Here is a 19692-nt window from a genome sequence, read left to right on the forward strand (position 1 = left end):
GCGCTAGCCCATAGTTCACCTATGGGCTAGCGCCGCAACGCCGCAGACCGCCCGAGAAGGCGCTTGCGCGGCCCCGTTTAGACCGTGAACAGGTTCGGATGCACCGCGCGCAGTGAGGGCGGTGCCAGCATGGTTTTGGGGTCGCGCTGGTAGCGCTGGATTTCATAAGATAGGCCCATCTCTTCCATCAGCCAGAGGATGCGTTGTGAGCGGGAATTGTTGAGGTGGTGCAGGGTGATCAAGGACGGCTCCATAAGACGGAAGCGCTGATGGTAGGCCATGAACTACTGGCTTCAAGCTCCGGCGGCGACAGGGAGAAAACCTGAAAAGGGCAGGTGGCACCTCATGGTGGGCCCCCCAACCTGACAGCCGGAAGTTTCAGGAACTTCTGGTTACAGCATGCACCAGCATGGCAGGCAGGCACGGTTTCCTCGGCACCAGAACCATGCATTTTGTACACAATCTACCCATAGATCGCATACAAAGCTGGCACAAGCCTTGCAAAGAAGCTTGGCATGAACGCACTTGCCAGCCCGCCCCCTGCCGCCATTGAAGCCATTGCGCTGACCAAACGGTACGCGCAGCAAGACAAGCCCGCGGTTGACGGCATCAACCTGCGCATTGCCAGCGGCAGTTACTGCTGCCTGCTCGGGCCTTCGGGCTGCGGCAAAAGCACGACGCTGCGCATGATGGCGGGCCACGAGTCCGTCACCAGCGGCGACATCCTGCTGGAAAACCGCAACATCACCGACCTGCCGGCCGCCGGCCGCGGCACGGCCATGATGTTCCAGAGCTTTGCGCTGTTTCCGCATCTCTCGGCGCTCGACAACGTGGCCTTCAGTTTGAAGATGAAAGGCGTGGACAAGGCAGCGCGCCGCCAGCAGGCCAAAGACTTGCTGGAGCGCGTGGCGATGGGCCACCTGGCGGAGCGCAAGCCGGCCGAACTTTCGGGCGGGCAGCAGCAGCGTGTGGCGCTGGCACGCGCGCTGATCACGCAGCCGCGGGTGCTGCTGCTCGATGAGCCGCTGTCGGCGCTGGACCCTTTCCTGCGCATCCAGATGCGCGCCGAACTGCGGCGCTGGCAAAAAGAGCTGGGGCTCACCTTTATTCACGTCACGCACTCGCAGGAAGAGGCCATGGCATTGGCCGACACCATGGTGGTGATGAACCACGGGCTGATCGAGCAGGTGGGCTCGCCGCACGAAATCTACAACCGCCCCGCGAGTGAATTTGTGGCGCGCTTCATGGGCGGGCACAACGTGCTGGACACACCCGCCGGCAAGATCGGCGTGCGCACGGACCACATGCAGATCACCCCGGCCGGCCAGGCCGCGCCCGACGCAGCGCACAACCGGCGCGCCGTGGTGACCGACGTCGAATACCAGGGCCCGTATGTGCTGCTGGGCCTGCAAAACCCGGGCGTATCGCCCACAGCCCACAGCACCGCCGAGTTGTCGGTGATGGTGCCCGAGGCAGCGTTTGCAGCCCGGCCTTATGCGCCGGGCGACAGCGTGCAGCTGTCATGGGCGCCCGAGGCGGCGCACACGCTGCAGGCCGCCGTTCCTGCCTGACAAGCACAGAGATACAGAGTTTTTCCACCCATCCCTTCGCAAGAAGATTTCCACCCAAGCCACCAGGAGTTTTCACCATGTCCGACGCTCTTCCTGATCAAAAAGACACCGCCACCGACACCACCGTGGGCGGCCTGCCGCGCCGCGCCCTGCTCAAGGGCACGGCCGGCATTCTGGCCACGGGCATTTTTCCTGCCGTGCACGCGCAGGAAAAAATCGTGCTGCGCTACCTGGGCACCGCCGTCAACCAGGACAAGGCCATTGCCGAAAAGTTCAAGGCCGACACCGGCATCACGATTCAGTACGTGGCCGTGACCACCGACGACGTGACCAAGCGCGCCGTGACCGCACCCAACAGCTTTGACCTGATCGACACCGAGTACTTCTCGCTCAAAAAGATCGTGCCCACGGGCAACCTGAAGGGCATAGACACCAAGCGCATCAAGAACGCCGACAAGATCACCACGCTCTTCACCACCGGCACCGTGGCCGGCAAGGCCGTGGGCGACCAGGGCACCGCGCCGAAGAAGGTGATTTACCTCGAAGGCGAAAAAAGCAAGGTCTTCGCCAAGAGCCCGACGCAGTTCATGTCGCTCATTCCCACGGTGTACAACGCCGACACGCTGGGCATTCGCCCCGATTTGATCAAGCGCCCCATCAGCTCCTGGGCTGAGTTGCTGAACCCCGAATTCAAGGGCAAGGCCGCCATCCTGAATATTCCGTCGATCGGCATCATGGACGCGGCCATGGTGGTGGAAGCCAAGGGCATCTACAAGTACCCCGACAAGGGCAACATGACCAAGAAGGAGATCGACCTGACGATCGCCACCTTGATCGAAGCCAAGAAGGCCGGCCAGTTCCGCGCGCTGTGGAAAGACTTCAATGAGTCGGTCAACCTGATGGCCTCGGGTGAAGTGGTGATCCAGTCGATGTGGAGCCCCGCTGTGACGGCCGTGCGCACCAAGGGCATTGCCTGCAACTTCCAGCCACTGAAAGAAGGCTACCGCGCCTGGGCTGCCGGCTTTGGCCTGCCCGCCACGCTGTCGGGCAAGAAGCTGGACGGGGCGTATGAGTTCATCAACTGGTTCCTCGACGGCTGGGCCGGCGCTTACCTGAACCGCCAGGGCTATTACAGCGCCGTGCTGGAGACCGCCAAGGCCAAGATGGAAGCGTATGAGTGGGCCTACTGGATGGAAGGCAAGCCGGCCTCGCAAGACATCAAGAGCCCCAACGGCGATGTGCTGGCCAAGACCGGCGCGGTGCGCGACGGCGGCAGCTATGAAGCGCGCATGGGCGGCATCGCCTGCTGGAATGCGGTGATGGATGAGAACAATTACATGGTCCAGAAGTGGAATGAGTTCGTGGCTGCATAGGCACCCCCCTGTGGTCGCTCACTGCGTGTAGCGGCCTCTCCCCTACAGGGGACGACACTGCGGCCCGGCAGAGCCGGTTCCGCGTGTCCTGGAACAGGCTTCGCTTCGCTTGCCCTTGATACCGGACGCCGGCGGTAAGCGCAACTCAACCATTGGATTTTTATGAGCGCACCTGCAATCATTGCCCATTCAAGCCCGGCCAAGGCGCCGGGGCGTGCGCTGGCCGCCTGGTGGCAGGCTACGCCGTTGACGGCGGTGTTTGTGGTGTTTTTTCTGGTTCCGCTGGCGCTGGTGTTGATGGTCAGCTTTTGGGACTTCAATGAGTATGAGTTGCTGCCGGGCTTTACGCTGAAGAATTACTTCGCCATCTTTGAAGGCTGCGGCAATACGTCGGAGATGTGTGTCACTTTCAAAACCTATTTGTCGACCTTCAAGTTCAGTTTTTTAGTCTGGCTGATCACGCTGGTGACGGGGTTTTCGGTGTCGTACTTTCTGGCTTTTTATGTGCGCTCACAAAGCGTGCAAACGCTGCTGTTTGTGCTGTGCACGATCCCGTTCTGGACGTCCAATGTGATCCGCATGATTTCGTGGGTGCCGCTGCTGGGCCGCAATGGCCTGGTCAACCAGAGCCTGGCCGGCCTGGGCATCGTGAACCAGCCCGTGGAGTGGCTGCTGTTTTCTGATTTTTCGGTGGTGCTGGCGTTTGTGCACCTCTACACCATGTTCATGATCGTGCCGATCTTCAATTCGATGATGCGCATAGACCGCAGCCTGATCGAAGCAGCCAATGACAGCGGCGCCTCGGCCTGGCAAACGCTGTGGAACGTCATCGTGCCGCTGTCGCGCACGGGCATCATCATCGGCTCGATTTTTGTCATCACCATCGTGATGGGCGACTTCGTGACCATCGGCGTCATGGGCGGCCAGCAGATCGCTTCCATCGGCAAGATCATCCAGGTGCAGACGTCTTACCTGCAGTTCCCGCTGGCGGCGGCCAATGCGGTGATCCTGCTGGCCATCGTGCTGATGATCATCTGGGCGCTGACCCGCATGGTCGACATCCGAAAGGAACTATGACCCCCACGCTTGTCACTTCGTGTACTGCGCTGCCCCCCGAGGGGGCTGGCCTTGCTTGGGGCGACCCGGCGCTGCGGCCCCTTCTGCGAAGGTTCTAAGCTATGTCCGAAAAACGCACCGCCGGCTTCTGGTTTCTCGCCGCATTCTTTGCGCTGTTTGTGCTGTTCCTTTATGGCCCGATGTTTGTCATCGTGGTGCTGAGTTTTCAGGGGCCTGAAGGGGGACTTACGTTTCCGCTGCGCGGTGTGTCGCTGCACTGGTTTTACAAACTGGCCGAAGGGCTGGGCGTGGTCGACATTGGCGCGGCACTCAAGCGCTCGCTGGGCCTGGGCCTGGCCGTGATGGCTTTCACGGTGGTGCTCTCGGTGCTGGCCGGCCTGGCTTTTCGCAAGAAACTCGCGGGCGGCAACACGCTGTTTTTTGTGGTGGTGGCCAGCCTGATCATGCCGTCGATCATCGTGTCGCTAGGTATTGGCCTGGAGTTCCGCCTGCTCGACACCGGCGTCAAGAAAGCGCTGGAGGCTTTCGGCATGGCCGATGCACTGGAAGGCTACGGCACGTCGCTGGGGCTGTTCACGTCGGCGCTGGGCGCGCACCTGACCTGGACACTGCCCTTTGGCCTTTTGATCATGTTTGCGATTTTCAACCGCTTCAATCCGGCTTACGAAGAAGCCGCGCGCGACCTGGGCGCCACGCCGTGGCAGGGCTTCCGGCATGTGGTGCTGCCGTTGATCGCGCCGTCGGTGGTGGGCATCGGCATGTTTGGTTTTACCTTGAGCTGGGACGAAATCGCCCGCACCTCGCAGGCCATCGGTGACGTGAACACCCTGCCGCTGGAGCTGCAGGGACTGACCACCACCGTCACCACGCCGTCCATTTATGCTCTGGGTACCGTCACCACTGTGGTGTCGTTGCTGGTCATGGCGCTGGCACTGGGCCTGGCCTGGTGGCTGGGCCGCCGGCAAAAGAAAGGCACCCGATGAGTGAGGCAGCGCCCGTAACCCAGGCAATTCCCCTGACCGACAGCGAAATGTATGAGCGCGTGATCTCGGCCATCCTGGACCATCGCCTGCCGCCGGGCACCAAGCTGGTCGAAGACAAGCTGGCCGGTGCCTTCGGCGTGTCGCGCACGCGCATACGCCCGGTGCTGGTGCGCCTGGCCAATGAGCAGGTCGTCACCCTCATTCCCAACCGCGGCGCCACTGTGGCCCAGCCCACCGAGCAGGAGGCGCGCGAAGTCTTTGAGGTGCGCCGGCTGATTGAACCCACGCTGGTGGAGCTGTTCATTGCCAAGGCGAGCGAGGCCGACATGCAGCAGCTCAAGCGCTGCATCGACGACGAAGAGGCCGCGCGCCTGGCCGGCGACATGCACCGCGCGATCCGGCTGTCGGGCGACTTTCACCTGCAGATCGCCGAACGCGCCGGCCACCAGACGCTGGGCCGCATCCTGCGCGAGCTGACCTCGCGCACGTCTCTGATCTTGATGACCTACAGCACCTCCCACAAAGACAGCCGCGACGAAGCCGCCGCCTGCGGCTGCCGCGAGCACCGCAAGCTGCTGGACGCGATTCGCCTGCGCGACGTCCAGGAAGCCGCGCGCCACATGCGCGAACACCTGACGCGGCTGGAGTCGCAACTGCAGTTCACGCCGCCGGCCGACGATGCGCCCGACTTGTCCACGTTGTTCTCCTGATATTGATATGGCCCCCACGCTTGTCGCTTCGCGTACTGCGCTGCCCCCCGAGGGGGCCGCCCGCCTGCGGCCCGGCAAAGCCGGTTCCACGGCTCATGCTGGCATGAAGAGTCAGTGGCGTATTTCACCAGCGGGCAGCCGCGGGACTGGCTTCGCCAGACCGCAGGCGCCGCCCCCTCGAGGGGGGAACAAGCTACACGCAGTGAGCTTGGACAGGGGTGTACCCATTTTCGGAGAACAGGCTACACGCAGTGAGCCTGGACAGGGGTGAACTTTTAATCATGCGCCGACTGCTGGTCATTAATCCGAATACGTCGGCTTCGGTCAGTGCCCTGCTGCAAACCCACGTACAAGCCGCCGCCGGGCTGCATGTGCAGGTACGCACCGTCACCGCGCGTTTCGGCGCGCCCTATATTTCCGACGAAGCCAGCTATGCCGTCGCCTCCCATGCCACGCTGGACGCCTGGGCTGCCGCACTGGCCAAGGCAAATGAAACGGGTGGGGCACCTGAAACGCCTGACGCGGTGCTGATCGGCTGCTTTGGCGACCCTGGCCTGCTGGCGCTGCGCGAAAGCAGTCCGGTGCCGGTGACCGGCCTGGCCGAGGCGGCGTTTATCGAGGCGGCGCGCCACGGCCGTTTTGCCATCGTCACCGGGGGCGAACGGTGGGGCCCGATGCTTCAGCGGCTGGCCCAGGCGCTGGGCCATGCGCCTTCGCTGGCCGGCATCCACACCGTCGCGCCGACCGGTGCACAGCTTGCGGCCGACCCCGCCGCCGCGCGCACACTGCTCGCACAGGCCTGCCGCGACGCGGTGCGCCAGCTGGGCGCGCAGGCCGTCATTCTGGGCGGTGCAGGCCTGGCGGGCATGGCCGCGGCCCTGCAACCCGGGGTGAGCGTGCCGCTGATCGACAGCGTGCTGGCCGGCGCCCACTGGGCCCTGCGCAGCCATGCGCCGCCACCGCAGCGCAGCCAGCCGGGCTTCGACGTGCCGTGGGAGAAACTCTCGCCGGAGCTCACAGCTTTGGGGCTTTAAGGCTGCAGCCTGATAGAAACAAGCCCAAGCAGCTATTTATTTCATAGCAACCGTCCATTTCAAGCTTAGTGGCGCATATCAGGCCAGACAGATAACGCTATTAAATTTATAGCTGCTCGCGCTTGTCTATATTGGGCTAGCGGCCTGAAACACCTCAAAACCGCCTTCAGTGCAAAGGCATCGCGCGCACGCGCAAAGCGAGCCTTCTGGGGTCAGGGGGATTGCACGCGGCCTGCACCAATACCCTGCAAAGCCTAAAATGGCTCAGTGACTCCCAAAAACATCCTGAATGCCGACCTGCACTGCCACTCTGTGGTGTCAGACGGCACGCTGACACCGGAGGCACTGGCTGAACGGGCCAAGGCCAACGGGGTCGAACTCTGGGCCCTGACAGACCACGACGAAATAGGCGGCCAGCATCGCGCCGCCGCCGCTGCCAAAGCGCAGGGCATGCACTACCTGACCGGCACCGAGGTGTCCGTTACCTTCGCAGGTCAAACGGTCCACATCGTTGGCCTGGGTTTCGACGCCGACGACCCTGCGATGCAACAAGGCCTGCGCAATACCCGCGGCGGCCGTGAACAGCGCGCCATGGAGATGTCGGATTCGCTGGCCAAGGTCGGCATCATGGGTGCTTATGAAGGCGCGCTGAAGTTTGTCGGCAACCCCGAGCTCATTTCACGCACGCACTTTGCCCGTTTCCTGGTGGAATCCGGCGTGTGCCGCGAAACGCCTGAGGTCTTTCGCAAATACCTGACCGAAGGCAAGCCCGGCTATGTGCCGCACCGCTGGGCCAACCTGCGCGACGCCGTCACCTGGATCACCGAGGCCAAGGGCATTGCCGTGATTGCGCACCCGGGCCGCTACAAGTTCACCCCCAACGAGGAATACGCCTTGTTCACCGAGTTCAAGTCCCATGGCGGGCGTGGCGTGGAGGTTGTCACCGGCAGCCACACGCCGCAGGAATACCTCAGGTACGCCGAAACGGCCAAAGAGTTCGGCCTGGCCGCCTCGCGCGGCAGCGACTTCCACAGCCCCGACGAAAGCCACACCGACCTGGGCACCCTGCCGTTTCTGCCGGGCGAACTGACACCGGTGTGGGAGCTGCTGGCGGACCGCATCCAGTGATGGCCGGCCCCGCGAACAACACCTCGCACGTTCCGACCGGCATTGCGCTTTTGGTAGCCGCAGTGGCCTGCTTCGCGATTCTGGACACCACCACCAAATTCATTTCCGCCGGTGTGCCGTTGTTGATGGCGCTGTGGTTTCGGTATGCCTTCCAGGCCGTTGCCACCACCGTGGCTGTACTGCCGTCGCGCGGCTGGTCTGTGCTGCGCACGGCGCACCCGAAATTCCAGTGCCTGCGCGGTGTGCTGTTGCTGTGCAGCAGCATGCTCGCGTTTTTCAGCCTCAAGCACATGCCGGTCGGCGAGTTCACGGCCATCGTCATGATCACGCCGCTGGTCATCACGCTGCTGGCATCCCTCACCCTGGGGGAGCGGGTGTCGTGGTTGCGCTGGGCACTGGTCATTGGCGGGTTTGCCGGCACGCTCATCATCATCCGGCCCGACGGCGACGACTTCACCTGGGCCATGCTGCTGCCGCTGGGGCTTGTGGTCACCAACGCCTGGTTCCAGATCCTCACCAGCCGGCTGGCGCGCACCGAAGACCCCTTCACCATGCACTTTTATACCGGCTGGGTCGGCACGCTGGTGGCTTCGCTGGCCCTGCCTTTTGTCTGGACCTGGCTGGACGCCTGGACGCTGTGGGCCGGCCTTTGCCTGATGGGCTTCCTGGGAACGGTGGGCCATTTCATGATGATCCTGGCGTACGGCCGCGCGCCGGCGTCGACCCTCACACCCTTCCTGTATGCCCAGATCGGCTTTGCAATGCTCGGCGGCTGGCTGGCGTTTTCGCATGTGCCTGATTTTTGGTCCATGTTCGGCATGGCCATGATCGCCATTTGCGGTGCAACAGGCGCGTGGCTCGCCGTGCGTGACAGCCGGGTCGTCATTGAGCCGGTTGAGTCTTGAATTCGGCATACCCGGACAACATCTAAGCCACCTGAGTCACCATGTCACAGTTTTTTGAAGTTCACCCCGAGAACCCGCACATCCGCCTGCTCAAACAGGCGGTGGCGCTGCTTGAACGCGGCGGCATTGCGGCAGTGCCGACGGACTCCAGCTATGCCCTGGTATGCCACCTTGACGACAAGGCTGCGGCCGACAGCCTGCGCCGTATCCGCGGCGTTGACGACAAGCATCACCTCACCCTGCTCTGCCGCGACCTGAGCGAGCTGGCCAACTACGCGCGTGTAGACAACAAGCAGTTCCGGCTGCTCAAGGCCGCCACGCCCGGGCCCTACACCTTCATCCTTGAAGCCAGCAAAGAGGTGCCGCGCCGCGTGAGCCATCCGTCGCGCAAGACCATAGGCCTGCGCGTGCCCGAACACAAGGTGTTGCAGGCGCTGCTGGAGCTGCACGGCGCCCCGCTGCTGGCCACCACGCTGATTCCCCGGGACGGCACCGAGCCACTGAATGACGCGCACGAGATCCGCGAATTGCTGGAGCATGAGCTGGCCGCCGTGATCGACGCAGGCGCCTGCCACCAGGAGCCGACCACCGTGATCGACCTGACAGCCATGGGCGACGGCGGCGAGCCCGTCGTGGTGCGGCAGGGCCGGGGTGATGTGGCCAGATTAGGCCTATAACGTGCCGAATGGAACGCGGTCAACACACACTCCCCTTCAAGCATGAGCCGCGGGACTGGCTTTGCCAGACCGCAGGCGGGCGGCCCCCGAGGGGCTGGAGCCCGCGGCTCCAAGCCTGCCTGCGCAGGCTTGGACGGGCGACAGAGGCGAAACGTCTCGTGAGCCGCGGCCTGCAAGGCCTCGCGCAGTACGCAAAGCGACAAGCGTGGGGGCGATAATCCCGACATGGATATCGCCAACCTGATTCAAACCGTAGCCATCTACGCCTTGCCCGTGCTGTTCGCCATTACCGTGCACGAAGCTGCGCATGGGTATGTGGCTCGCTATTTCGGTGACAACACCGCCTGGATGCTGGGCCGTGTCACGCTGAACCCCGTAAAGCACATCGACCCCCTCGGCACCATCGTCATGCCGCTGCTGCTGTATTTCGCCACCTCAGGCACCTTTCTGTTCGGCTACGCAAAACCGGTACCCGTCAATTTCGGAAATTTGCGCAAACCCAAACGCGACATGATCTGGGTGGCACTTGCGGGCCCCGCCGCCAACTTCATACAGGTCGTACTTTGGGCCGTGCTGTATGCGGTACTGGTCAACGCCGGTGTCCAGGAGCCGTTTTTTCTGGTCATGTGCCAGGCTGGCGTACTGGTCAATCTAGTGATGTGGGCCTTCAATCTTTTTCCTTTGCCTCCGCTTGATGGCGGCCGCATCCTGGTGGGCCTGCTGCCGTGGAAGCAGGCCCAGTTTGTCGCGCGCCTCGAACCATGGGGGTTTTTCATTGTCATGGGACTCGTTCTCCTTGGCATCGTCAGCGCTTACTGGCTCTGGCCACTGGTGGTGCTGGGATACAGCTTGCTGGATCTGATCAACCTCCCCATTTCATTGCCCCCAAGATTGTCATGAGTACACCGTCCACCACCCGCTTCCTCACCGGTATCACCACCACCGGTACGCCCCACCTGGGCAACTATGTCGGCTCGATCCGGCCGTCGGTCCAGGCCAGCTTTCGCGACGATGTGCGCAGTTTTTACTTCCTGGCCGACTACCATGCGCTGATCAAATGCGACGAGCCCGCGCGCATCCAGCAGTCCACACTCGAGATCGCGGCGAGCTGGCTTGCCGCAGGGCTGGACCCGGAGCGCGTGACGTTCTATCGCCAGTCCGACATCCCCGAAATCCCCGAACTCACCTGGCTGCTGACCTGCGTGACGGGCAAGGGCGTGCTCAACCGTGCCCATGCCTACAAGGCCTCTGTCGACAAGAACGAGGCCGCCGGCAACGACCCTGATGCCGACGTTACTGCCGGCCTCTTCATGTACCCGGTTCTGATGGGCGCGGACATTTTGATGTTCAAGACGCACAAGGTGCCGGTAGGGCGCGACCAGATCCAGCACATCGAAATGGCGCGCGACATGGCCCAGCGATACAACCATCTTTACGGCGAGCACCTGGTGCTGCCCGAAGCGGTGGTGGAGGAATCGGTCGCGCTGCTGCCCGGGCTGGACGGGCGCAAGATGAGCAAGAGCTACGACAACACGATTCCACTGTTCATCCCGCGCGAGCAGATGCGCAAGCTGATCGCCGGCATCCTCACCGATTCACGCGCGCCGGGCGAACCCAAGGAAGTTGAAGGCTCGGCGCTGTTCCAGATTTACCAGGCCTTTGCGAGCGCGGACGAAACCCGGGCCCTGCGCAAGGCCTATGCCGAAGGCATTGCCTGGGGCGATGCCAAACAGCTGCTGTTCGAGCGCATTGACCGTGAAGTCGCGCCCATGCGCGAGCGATATCACGACCTCATCAGCGACCCGGCACAGATCGAGGCGACCTTGCAGGCGGGTGCGCAGAAGGCGCGCGCGGAGGCCACGCCTTTCATGGGCGAGTTGCGTCGCGCCGTGGGCTTGCGCAACCTCGCGACAAAACCGGCTGGCATGCCGAAAGGGAAGTCAGTCAAAAGTGTTGCTCCGGCCTTCAAACAATACCGTGAGAAGGACGGCCAGTTCTATTTCAAGCTGCAGGATGCTGATGCCAAGGTGCTTCTGCAGAGCCATGGCTTTGAATCTCCCCGTGAAGCCGCGCTGATAATTTCCACCCTGCAGAACGAAGGTGCCGGTGCGCTTGCTGCACTGCAAGATAAGCTTCAAATCTTGCCCGGTATCGAGGCAGCCGAGGTGGAAACGGCGCTACGTTTCTTTGCACCTGTAACCCCTTGAGTTGCGGGATTAAGCAATTTGGGCCAGATGCTTTGGCCGTACGCGGTGGCCTTCAACAGAATCACATTGGTACGAAAGACTTATTCATTGTTGTTTTGGGGTATTACCACCCTGAAAAAATACCGCAATTTCAAGTTTATTAGTGCCCCAAAGTTGACATTCACCAGTTATGCTCGATAGCTGACAGGAACGATACTTCAGACGTGAACTAATGAGTATTTTTGTAATAGATGACCATCCGCTGATGCGCGAAGCGGTTGTCATGTTGATTCGCCGCCTTAGCAGCAAGGCCACTGTGACCGAGCTGGACCGGCTCGCCGCGGTAATGCCTGCCGTGCAGCAACACGGTGTCCCCGAACTCATCTGCCTCGACTTGAGGTTGCCTGACACCAATGGTGTTTCTGGCGTGCGTGAGCTCAAACACCAGTTCCCCAACGTACCCTTGGTGGTGCTGTCGGCCGCGCCGGCCCAGGACTATGAAGACCTGTCCATTGAGGCAGGTGCCGATGCCTACATCCAGAAATCTGCGGGGGCCACCGAGATATCGAACGTCCTGCGCGTTTTCCTGAGTGAAGAACTCGACCCGGAGCCATCCACCCCGACGGAAAAACTGTCCAAGCGGCAAAAGCAGTTGCTGGTGATGCTCGACAAGGGCATGAGCAACCGCGACATCGCCGAAGAGCTGCAGATCAGCGAGCACACGGTGAAAGTGCATTTGTGGCGGCTGTTCCGGCGCCTGAATGTCAAGAGCCGCTCACAGGCCAGCCACCTGGCGCGCACCCAGGGCTTGCTCTAGCAAGACCTAGCAACACCGGGCAACACCGCCGGGTCACTGGCCCGGCGTGCGCAACTCTACCCAAAAGACACTGCCCCGGCCGCTCCTGGAGGCGAGCCTCACAGGATGCCCCAGCGCCTCGCTCAGGCGCGAAACGATGGCCAGGCCCAACCCAAAGCCTTCTTCGGTACCCTGCAGCGGAATCCGGTAGAACTCCTGAAAGATCGCCTTCTGGTGTTCTTTCGCGATGCCCACACCGGTGTCCCATATCTCGATGCATGGCACACCGCGCCGCCAGCGCACAGCCAGCAGCACACCGCCTCGATGCGTGTTGCGCAGCGCGTTCGACAACAGGTTGCCGACGAGCCGCTGAAGCAGAACGGGGTCGGACCTTACCTGTCCCACCGCAGGGCGGATCCTGAGGCGCAGGTTGCGCTCCCGCGCGAAGGGTGCGTATTGCGCTTCCAGATCCTGCACCAGCCCCGCCAGGTCTACGGCCTGCAGGTTGACCCGCAGTGGGCTGGACTCCAGACCCGCCAGGTCGAAGAGGGAGTTGAACAGGTCGTTGACTGCCTTCGTCGACCGGACGATCTTGGGTGCTATCTGTGCCACGAATTCAGGCTCGGCAGCCAGCCAGCCCGCGTACAGGTCCAGGGCATGCACCGGCTGGCGCAGGTCATGCGCGGCGCTGGCGATAAAACGGTTCTTGATCTCGATGGCCTCAAGGGCGGCACGGCTTTTTTCGGTCAACGATCTGATCAGTTCGGAGTTGTCGTACTGCAGTTCGAGGTTTGCACGCTGCACCTGGTGAAAGCGCTGGCCCGACACGCGAATGACCACCCAGTAAATCACGATCAGCACCACCATGCCCCAGGTATTGAACGTGGAAGAAATTCCTCTTTCCAGCATCAGTTGGTAGAAAAATACCGTCAGGGTGGAAATACCCAGGCCGTTCACATAGCCTTTGAAGCAGGGGAGCCAGGAGGAAAAGGTGCCCACCGCAAACCCGGCCATTCCCACCAGGACGATCATGCCGAGGAACTGGTCATACACGGGCGCTTTGAGGAAGTACACAAACATGGATGCACCCCAGACCATGGCACTCATGGACCATGTCCACGTGTAGCGCGCCATGAATGCGCGCAACGCAGGGCCGCTGACGCCCGGCAGCGAACGCTGGTAGATCCCGATGATGCGGTACCGCACCAAGGTCACCAGCGTCGCCGCCGTTGCCCAGATGCCCAGACTGAGCAGGTCTACATGGCGGTAAAGAATCGCCACCATGGACACGATCAGCACCAGCGCGGAATGCAGGGCCGGGCGGGCATACCGCATGAAGATGTGGATCAGCCGCATTTCCACCCAATCCTCGCGCGAGATATCTGGCGCGCCCTGGATAGGCCGGATCGCTGTGGGATGGTCCATGGGATGCGAGTTTACGTCGCATCCAGGGCCGCAATGCCATCCGCGGCGCACGCCTGTTGCGTTGCGGCCTAGGGACTTACGCTCAGTTAAAAGTCACGCCGGCCCAACGCACGCGGCCAAGCACGGCAAAATCGCGGTCCGTACCTTCGTAGCCCTGGATGTCAAACGGTTCGTACGCCGGGTTGTAGCTGCTGACGCGCAGTATCTTGCCAGGCAGGCGCTGCAGTTTTTTGACCAGCAAGGCGCCGTCAAGCCGTACCATGTGTATGCCCTCGGTCAGGGCATCGCGATCCCGCAAGTCAGTCAGCACTGCGTCTCTGGAATGCAGCCACGGCTCCATGGATGCGCCCGCCACTGTGGACATGACAATGTCGTTATGGTCAATGCCCAGGTCATACCGGATGAACTGCACATCAAAGGGACGCATCGCCACGACCGACCCAAGGTCGTTGAATACGTCCCGGCCCGGCGAAGCGCGGAGGTCAAACAAGGGCGCATAGACAAACGTGCCGGTCTCGACCGCGCGCACGTCGCGCGCCACCGCCGCAGCCCGGGTTTCGTCTGGAGCTTCCCGGCCCAGTAGCTGCCCAGGCGTCAACCGGTATTCCCTGGCGAGTACTTCCAGCTCGAACGCATCCGGTAGGCTGTCGCCACGCTCTATGTTCCAGATGGTGTTGCGGTGAACCCCGACCGTGGCCGCAACTTCATTGATTTCCCTTGTGCCACGGGCCATGCGGCAGCGCTGGCCAAACTGGCGCATGAAAACCGACCTGGCTTCGGTTCGCACTGACCTGGCACTCGCCTTGTCGACGGCTGCTGCGGCCTCATGCAAGTACCACGCAACAGGCTCTTCCGCCTTGACCGGCGTTACGGCGGTAAAGGAATAGTGCTGGAGCTTGCCAGATGAGCCAGAACCGCCCTCCCTCGATGCTGCTTCTTTTGTGTTCATGAACACTATTTTGTTCCCCCAAGCACAAAATGAGCAAACATAACACTCATTTAATTGGTAAAAAATACAATAAAAGTAGCACAAATTGAAACAGGCAGAAAAAATTGTTTGACTTGGTCTTTTTTGTGCTCAAAATATTAGATATGAGCACAATTAAATCGACACCCGCACAGGAAGATATGCACCCAGCCGATGTCATTGCTGCCCTCCGCAAACGCGGCACCAGTCTTCGAAAAATTGCCATCGAAAACGGTTACAGTCACATACAACGCGTGCTGACCAGCCCCTGGCTGGCAGCCGAGCAGCTCGTGGCACGCGCCCTCGACAAAAGGCCCGAGGATCTCTGGCCGTCGCGTTACCTCAATCCCGCAAGCCGGGCGCTGGCCTTTCAGCAGACGCGCAAGATCACGGTCACCATGCCGCACCAGCGCAATCAGGCTCAGCGCAAACTGGCACATGAGCTGACCGCCAACAACGCCCTCACGGATGGGCCTCCGTGCTCCCAACCGTAAACGTCATCAGAGCGCCTGAGCGAGATCGCGACCAATCATGGGCGACCTTATCACCCACGATGTACGTGCCCTGTGGCTGCGGTTGCGCGCCACCGGCGGCTGGTGGACACTGGCCTCGCTCCATCCTCACTGGAAACCCACATATGAACCCAACGATATCCAGCAAGCCATGGACATGCTGGAAGCGGGGGGCTTTGTGGAAAGTCGCCACCAGACCAGCCGGCTGAGCTACAGCGTCACCCCCGATTGCCAAACCCTGCCCGGCCTTGAGCCTGACCAGGAACCCGCCACCCAGACGGTGGCTAAATGGGCCGATTGGCCCATCCGCCGATGGGTTGACTGGCAGGCAGCCAGAAATGAATTCATCGAAAGACGAATGGCCGGCGCCGCGCTACGGCGGCCACCTCATCCACACCGACACGACATCCAGTCAACCCGATCCCAAAGGAATCACATGCTGCTATCCAGCACCGGAATCAAGTTACGCGTTCATCTACGTACCCACGACGGTGAAAACGTCTTTGTAGAACTGGAAAACGAAGACATCGAGAAAGCGGCAATGGCCAAAGCCAGCGTGACCGAAGCCGAAGTTCATCCCATCAGGATGATGTGCGTTGAATTCGTGCAGGCGATGACCAGTCCGTTAAACAGCGGTGGCTGCCTGAAAGCGTAACCGTAGCCTGGAAAGCCCTCCGTCCTTCGCCGGTGCTGTCCTGAGGGGAGAGCGGCCGCCGGCGCCGTTGCGGCAGCCCGCCTTCCTGGGCGCAGCGGCAGCGTCAGTCACGAGCCCCTGCACATCCATACCGCCGGCGTGAGCTGCAGCAAACCCGTAAACCCACAGCAGCATGAGTGCATGGAACGGTTTCATGGCGCCAGTCTTGTCACATGTCGTGACATGTACCCTCGCAGACATCTCCTCCAATTGAAGGATGCGGTATTCATCGAAATATAGGAAAGTGCACAGGTAAAGCGTGGTCGGTGCAACATGGCGTGATTTTTTGCACCAATTACTTACTACGGGTCGGCACTGCTACGCTTCAGTGGGCCTCCATGAAATGTCCCATTTGAAGAGGGTACGTCATGTCACAAAAATTTCCTGACGCAGACAGCACGACCAACCGCATCAGCCTGACTGATCCGCGCGTCGTGGAGTCGTGGTGCTCCGAGTTGAAATGCACAGAGTACGAATTGCGTGTGGCGGTCTATGCGGTAGGGAGCGAACCCGACGAGATCCGCAATTATTTTCATCGCAGCAGAGACACCTGCCAGCAATGATTGCGAGTTGAGGCGTTTAGCAGAAATGTGGGTGCGCTACGATGAAACGAAAGAGAGCACCCGATACCACGACGCCGAAAACCGAACTACCTCAGATCGCTTGTAAACCTGTTGCCAGGATTGTTTGCCGGCGCTGGGGCCTTTGCCGTCAGCCATTTTGACGAGTGCTCAATGATGCCGGCCGCTGTTGAGTGCCCGGGATTGATCCCAGCCTGGGGTTATCTCGTGGCATTTTCGGTGGTTATTGGATCGATCGCCTGGACCTGCTGGGCCTGGTACAAAGATCACATTCGCGGCGACTACCAGGTCGACGTGATGACGGGTAAGGACAGATATAGGAACTGACCCATCAGCCTGCGCTCAGTCATTGCAATTGAATGCAAAGATGGCCGCGTAACGATACGGGGGAACTCCCGCCGCCATTCCCCCAAAAATGCCTGGGTGTCAAAAGACGAATCTGGACTGTAGGAAACAAAAAAGCCCCGATTTACGGGGCTTTCAGGGCATTTCTCAGATAAATCTGGATTTCTCTGGATGCAATTTTGGCGGAGAGGGTGGGATTCGAACCCACGGTACCTTGCGGTACGCCTGATTTCGAGTCAGGTACATTCGGCCACTCTGCCACCTCTCCAGTGTGGACTGGCGATTCTAGCAGGCTTGGAAAGAGCCGGTCTTAACCCAGCAGGGGCCGCGGAACCGGCTTTGCCGGGCCGCAGGCGCAGCGGCCCCCTCGGGGGGCAGGAAGCTACACGAAGTGAGCGACCGTGGGGGCTCTATTTTCCGGCTGGGGCCAGCACCTTGATGCCGCCCATATACGGTTGCAGCACCTCCGGCACGGTGACTGAGCCATCAGCGAGCTGGTAGTTCTCCAGCACGGCGACCAGGGTGCGGCCCACGGCCAGGCCGGAGCCATTGAGGGTGTGCACAAACTCGTTCTTGCCTTGCGCGTTCTTGAAGCGGGCCTGCAGGCGGCGCGCCTGGAAGGCTTCGCAGTTGGAAACCGAGCTGATTTCGCGGTAGGTGTTTTGCGCGGGCAGCCACACTTCCAGGTCATAAGTCTTGGCGGCGCCGAAACCCATGTCTCCGGTGCACAGCAGCATGACGCGGTACGGCAGGCCGAGTTTTTGCAAAATAGCTTCGGCATGGCCCGTCATGGCTTCGAGTGCCTCGTAGCTTTTGTCGGGGTGGGTGATCTGCACCATCTCGACCTTGTCGAACTGGTGCTGGCGGATCATGCCGCGGGTGTCGCGGCCGTAGCTGCCCGCCTCGGACCTGAAGCATGGCGTGTGTGCGGTGTACTGAAGCGGCAAATCGGCCTCGGCGACGATTTCATCGCGCACGAAATTGGTCAACGGCACTTCGGAAGTGGGGATCAGGTACAGCGCGGTGCTTTCGGCTTCGGCTGCGCCCTCTTGTCCACCCTTCTTGGCGGCAAACAGGTCTTCTTCAAACTTGGGCAACTGGCCGGTGCCGCGCAGTGAATCGCCGTTGACGATGTAGGGCGTGTAGCACTCGGTGTAGCCGTGCTCGGCGGTTTGCACGTCAAGCATGAACTGTGCAAGCGCGCGATGCAGGCGCGCCAGCGGGCCTTTCATGACGGTAAAACGCGAACCGGTCAGCTTGGTGCCCAGTTCAAAGTCCAGGCCTAAGGGCTGACCCACGTCAACATGGTCTTTCACTTCAAACGCAAAGGCCGGAGGCTCGCCGCCCGGGCCTTCAATCGGGGCCCATTTGCGAACCTCGACATTGCCGGCCTCGCCTGCGCCTTGCGGCACGCTTTCATGCGGCAGGTTGGGCACAGCCAGCAGCAGGGCTTGCATGTCGGCCTGAATCTGGTCCAGCCGGGCGGCGGAACTTTCCAGCTCGGCCTTGGAAGCGCTCACCTGGGCCATGATGACGCTGGCATCTTCACCCTTGGACTTGAGCTGGCCAATCTGCCTGGACAGCGTGTTGCGCTGGTTCTGCAGCTCTTCGGTGCGGATCTGCAAGGCCTTGCGTTCAGCCTCCAGCGCCTGGAAGGCTTCCACATTGAGGAAGGCTTGCGGGGTTTTACGGGTTTCCAGCCGGGCGATAGCCGACGGCAGGTCTTTGCGAAGCAGGTTGATATCTAGCATGGCTTGATTGTATTTGTGGGCTCAGTTCAGGCTGGCCGGGTCCAGGTTGGCGCCGCAGATGATGAGGCAGACCTTTTCGTCGGCGCGCGGGCTGTAGCGGCCGCTTTGCAGTGCGGCCAGCGGCAGGGCCGCAGCGGGCTCCACGGCCAGTTTCAATTCTTTCCAGAGCCATAGCTGCGCGGCGCGTATCGATTCGTCAGTCAACAGCAATGCATCGCGCACATGTGCCTGGGTGGCCTCCCAGGCCAGGCCGCCAATGCGTTTGGCACCCAGTGAGTCGGCGGCGATGCCGCCAACGGCCACGTCCACCGGCTCACCGGCCTCGCGGGCTTTGTACAGCGTGGGCGCCAGCTCGGGCTCCAGCGCCACCACACGGCTGTGCTGCTCAAACCAGCTGGCCACGCCGCCAATCAGGCCGCCGCCGCCCACGCTGACGAGCACGGAATCGGGCACACCGCCCTGCTGCTCAATCTCAGCCGCCATGGTGCCGGCGCCGGCCAGCACTTCGGGTTGGTCATACGCATGCGTCAGCAGCGCGCCGGTTTCCTGCTGGCGCGCCAGGCAGGCCTTCAGCGCATCCGCGTACGCCGCGCCCGTCACCACCACCTCGGCACCCAGCGCGGCCAGCCTGGCGCGTTTGGCAGGCGTCGAAACTTCAGGCACAAAGACTTCGCAGCGCACGCCCAGCTCGCGCGCTGCGGCGGCTGTGGCAATGCCCGCGTTGCCGCCAGAAGCCACGATCACGCCGCTGGCGGGAATGGGGTTGGACAGCAGGCGGTTGAGCATGCCGCGCGCCTTGAAACTGCCGCCGGTCTGCAAATGTTCGAGCTTGAGCCAGAGCTCGGCGCATTCCAGGCCCAGCGCCTTGCCCGGCAGTTTCCACAGCGGTGTTTTATGAATAAAGTGGCTGTAGCCCGCTTCGAACGTTCGCAAGCAGCTCTCAATTTGATAGCGATTGGTCATATTGGAAAAAAGAA

19 protein-coding genes, 1 tRNA gene and 1 pseudogene are annotated in these 19692 nt (G+C 61.5%); 15 read left to right on the top strand and 6 right to left on the bottom strand.

Going from position 1 to position 19692, the window contains the following annotated elements; translation table 11 throughout:
* Positions 1-95: 95 nt before the first annotated feature.
* Positions 96-242: pseudogene (locus AC1DYR_RS11515) on the bottom strand (glutathione S-transferase N-terminal domain-containing protein); the annotation flags it as partial.
* 273 nt (positions 243-515) lie between these two features.
* Between AC1DYR_RS11515 and AC1DYR_RS11520 the strand changes: the two are divergent.
* From AC1DYR_RS11520 to AC1DYR_RS11575, 12 genes are all read left to right on the top strand, one after another.
* Positions 516-1571: an ABC transporter ATP-binding protein gene (locus AC1DYR_RS11520; RefSeq protein WP_477705230.1), complete on the top strand. Its 1056-nt coding sequence runs from the start codon at positions 516-518 to the stop codon at positions 1569-1571.
* 77 nt (positions 1572-1648) lie between these two features.
* Entirely contained in the window at positions 1649-2944 is a 1296-nt protein-coding gene (locus AC1DYR_RS11525; RefSeq protein ID WP_477705231.1) for an ABC transporter substrate-binding protein, read from the top strand.
* A gap of 162 nt (positions 2945-3106) precedes the next feature.
* Positions 3107-4021, top strand: a complete 915-nt coding sequence (locus AC1DYR_RS11530; protein WP_477705232.1) for an ABC transporter permease — start codon at positions 3107-3109, stop codon at positions 4019-4021.
* Positions 4022-4122: 101 nt separating this feature from the next.
* Positions 4123-5004, top strand: coding sequence for an ABC transporter permease (locus AC1DYR_RS11535; RefSeq protein WP_477666129.1), 882 nt, complete (start codon positions 4123-4125; stop codon positions 5002-5004).
* Complete coding sequence (locus AC1DYR_RS11540; RefSeq protein ID WP_477705233.1) at positions 5001-5714, top strand: GntR family transcriptional regulator; 714 nt, start codon at positions 5001-5003, stop codon at positions 5712-5714. The genes AC1DYR_RS11535 and AC1DYR_RS11540 overlap by 4 nt, the downstream gene beginning before the upstream one ends.
* A gap of 281 nt (positions 5715-5995) precedes the next feature.
* On the top strand, positions 5996-6748 hold the full coding sequence (locus AC1DYR_RS11545) for an aspartate/glutamate racemase family protein (protein WP_477705234.1): 753 nt from the start codon (positions 5996-5998) through the stop codon (positions 6746-6748).
* A 267-nt stretch (positions 6749-7015) separates the two neighbouring features.
* A complete protein-coding gene (locus AC1DYR_RS11550; protein ID WP_477705235.1) occupies positions 7016-7876 on the top strand; it encodes a 3',5'-nucleoside bisphosphate phosphatase in 861 nt (286 codons plus the stop codon).
* Positions 7876-8781 (top strand): DMT family transporter, encoded by a 906-nt coding sequence (locus AC1DYR_RS11555; RefSeq protein WP_477705236.1) that lies wholly within the window; start codon positions 7876-7878, stop codon positions 8779-8781. Before AC1DYR_RS11550 ends, AC1DYR_RS11555 begins: the two co-directional genes overlap by 1 nt.
* 41 nt (positions 8782-8822) lie before the next feature.
* Entirely contained in the window at positions 8823-9458 is a 636-nt protein-coding gene (locus AC1DYR_RS11560; RefSeq protein ID WP_477705237.1) for an L-threonylcarbamoyladenylate synthase, read from the top strand.
* 225 nt (positions 9459-9683) lie between these two features.
* Positions 9684-10358, top strand: a complete 675-nt coding sequence (locus AC1DYR_RS11565) for a site-2 protease family protein (RefSeq protein ID WP_477648057.1) — start codon at positions 9684-9686, stop codon at positions 10356-10358.
* A complete protein-coding gene (locus tag AC1DYR_RS11570; RefSeq protein WP_477705238.1) occupies positions 10355-11665 on the top strand; it encodes a tryptophan--tRNA ligase in 1311 nt (436 codons plus the stop codon). The genes AC1DYR_RS11565 and AC1DYR_RS11570 overlap by 4 nt, the downstream gene beginning before the upstream one ends.
* A 211-nt stretch (positions 11666-11876) precedes the next feature.
* A complete protein-coding gene (locus AC1DYR_RS11575) occupies positions 11877-12461 on the top strand; it encodes a response regulator transcription factor (RefSeq protein ID WP_457279564.1) in 585 nt (194 codons plus the stop codon).
* 33 nt (positions 12462-12494) lie between these two features.
* On the opposite strand, the gene AC1DYR_RS11580 is transcribed toward AC1DYR_RS11575, so the two are convergent.
* Positions 12495-13865: a sensor histidine kinase gene (locus AC1DYR_RS11580; protein WP_477705239.1), complete on the bottom strand. Its 1371-nt coding sequence runs from the start codon at positions 13863-13865 to the stop codon at positions 12495-12497.
* An 82-nt stretch (positions 13866-13947) separates the two neighbouring features.
* Positions 13948-14814, bottom strand: a complete 867-nt coding sequence (locus AC1DYR_RS11585; RefSeq protein WP_477705240.1) for an XRE family transcriptional regulator — start codon at positions 14812-14814, stop codon at positions 13948-13950.
* A 104-nt stretch (positions 14815-14918) separates the two neighbouring features.
* Between AC1DYR_RS11585 and AC1DYR_RS11590 the strand changes: the two genes are divergently transcribed.
* The 3 genes from AC1DYR_RS11590 to AC1DYR_RS11600 all read left to right on the top strand — a co-directional run bounded on the left by AC1DYR_RS11590 (position 14919) and on the right by AC1DYR_RS11600 (position 16601).
* Positions 14919-15326: a helix-turn-helix domain-containing protein gene (locus tag AC1DYR_RS11590; protein WP_477705241.1), complete on the top strand. Its 408-nt coding sequence runs from the start codon at positions 14919-14921 to the stop codon at positions 15324-15326.
* A gap of 37 nt (positions 15327-15363) precedes the next feature.
* Entirely contained in the window at positions 15364-15999 is a 636-nt protein-coding gene (locus AC1DYR_RS11595) for a hypothetical protein (RefSeq protein WP_477705242.1), read from the top strand.
* A gap of 407 nt (positions 16000-16406) precedes the next feature.
* Complete coding sequence (locus AC1DYR_RS11600) at positions 16407-16601, top strand: DUF3606 domain-containing protein (RefSeq protein ID WP_477705243.1); 195 nt, start codon at positions 16407-16409, stop codon at positions 16599-16601.
* A gap of 543 nt (positions 16602-17144) precedes the next feature.
* Here the strand turns inward: AC1DYR_RS11600 and AC1DYR_RS11605 are convergent.
* The 3 genes from AC1DYR_RS11605 to AC1DYR_RS11615 form a co-directional block, all read right to left on the bottom strand.
* Positions 17145-17232, bottom strand: a tRNA-Ser gene (locus AC1DYR_RS11605).
* Positions 17233-17374: 142 nt separating this feature from the next.
* On the bottom strand, positions 17375-18715 hold the full coding sequence (gene serS / locus AC1DYR_RS11610; RefSeq protein WP_477705244.1) for a serine--tRNA ligase: 1341 nt from the start codon (positions 18713-18715) through the stop codon (positions 17375-17377).
* Positions 18716-18736: 21 nt separating this feature from the next.
* The gene (locus AC1DYR_RS11615) at positions 18737-19678 is read right to left on the bottom strand and encodes a threonine/serine dehydratase (RefSeq protein ID WP_477705245.1); all 942 of its coding nucleotides are present in this window, start codon (positions 19676-19678) and stop codon (positions 18737-18739) included.
* Positions 19679-19692 lie beyond the last annotated feature (14 nt).

Source organism: Polaromonas sp. P1_F9 (assembly GCF_056405615.1).

Coding starts and splice junctions, on each gene's coding strand:
- AC1DYR_RS11570 (WP_477705238.1), top strand. CDS start 10,355: ATGAGTACACCGTCCACCACCCGCTTCCTCACCGGTATCACCACCACC.
- serS (WP_477705244.1), bottom strand. CDS start 18,715: ATGCTAGATATCAACCTGCTTCGCAAAGACCTGCCGTCGGCTATCGCC.
- AC1DYR_RS11600 (WP_477705243.1), top strand. CDS start 16,407: ATGTCACAAAAATTTCCTGACGCAGACAGCACGACCAACCGCATCAGC.
- AC1DYR_RS11525 (WP_477705231.1), top strand. CDS start 1,649: ATGTCCGACGCTCTTCCTGATCAAAAAGACACCGCCACCGACACCACC.
- AC1DYR_RS11615 (WP_477705245.1), bottom strand. CDS start 19,678: ATGACCAATCGCTATCAAATTGAGAGCTGCTTGCGAACGTTCGAAGCG.
- AC1DYR_RS11530 (WP_477705232.1), top strand. CDS start 3,107: ATGAGCGCACCTGCAATCATTGCCCATTCAAGCCCGGCCAAGGCGCCG.
- AC1DYR_RS11520 (WP_477705230.1), top strand. CDS start 516: ATGAACGCACTTGCCAGCCCGCCCCCTGCCGCCATTGAAGCCATTGCG.
- AC1DYR_RS11575 (WP_457279564.1), top strand. CDS start 11,877: ATGAGTATTTTTGTAATAGATGACCATCCGCTGATGCGCGAAGCGGTT.
- AC1DYR_RS11565 (WP_477648057.1), top strand. CDS start 9,684: ATGGATATCGCCAACCTGATTCAAACCGTAGCCATCTACGCCTTGCCC.
- AC1DYR_RS11585 (WP_477705240.1), bottom strand. CDS start 14,814: ATGAACACAAAAGAAGCAGCATCGAGGGAGGGCGGTTCTGGCTCATCT.
- AC1DYR_RS11580 (WP_477705239.1), bottom strand. CDS start 13,865: ATGGACCATCCCACAGCGATCCGGCCTATCCAGGGCGCGCCAGATATC.
- AC1DYR_RS11545 (WP_477705234.1), top strand. CDS start 5,996: ATGCGCCGACTGCTGGTCATTAATCCGAATACGTCGGCTTCGGTCAGT.
- AC1DYR_RS11555 (WP_477705236.1), top strand. CDS start 7,876: ATGGCCGGCCCCGCGAACAACACCTCGCACGTTCCGACCGGCATTGCG.
- AC1DYR_RS11535 (WP_477666129.1), top strand. CDS start 4,123: ATGTCCGAAAAACGCACCGCCGGCTTCTGGTTTCTCGCCGCATTCTTT.
- AC1DYR_RS11595 (WP_477705242.1), top strand. CDS start 15,364: ATGGGCGACCTTATCACCCACGATGTACGTGCCCTGTGGCTGCGGTTG.
- AC1DYR_RS11540 (WP_477705233.1), top strand. CDS start 5,001: ATGAGTGAGGCAGCGCCCGTAACCCAGGCAATTCCCCTGACCGACAGC.
- AC1DYR_RS11560 (WP_477705237.1), top strand. CDS start 8,823: ATGTCACAGTTTTTTGAAGTTCACCCCGAGAACCCGCACATCCGCCTG.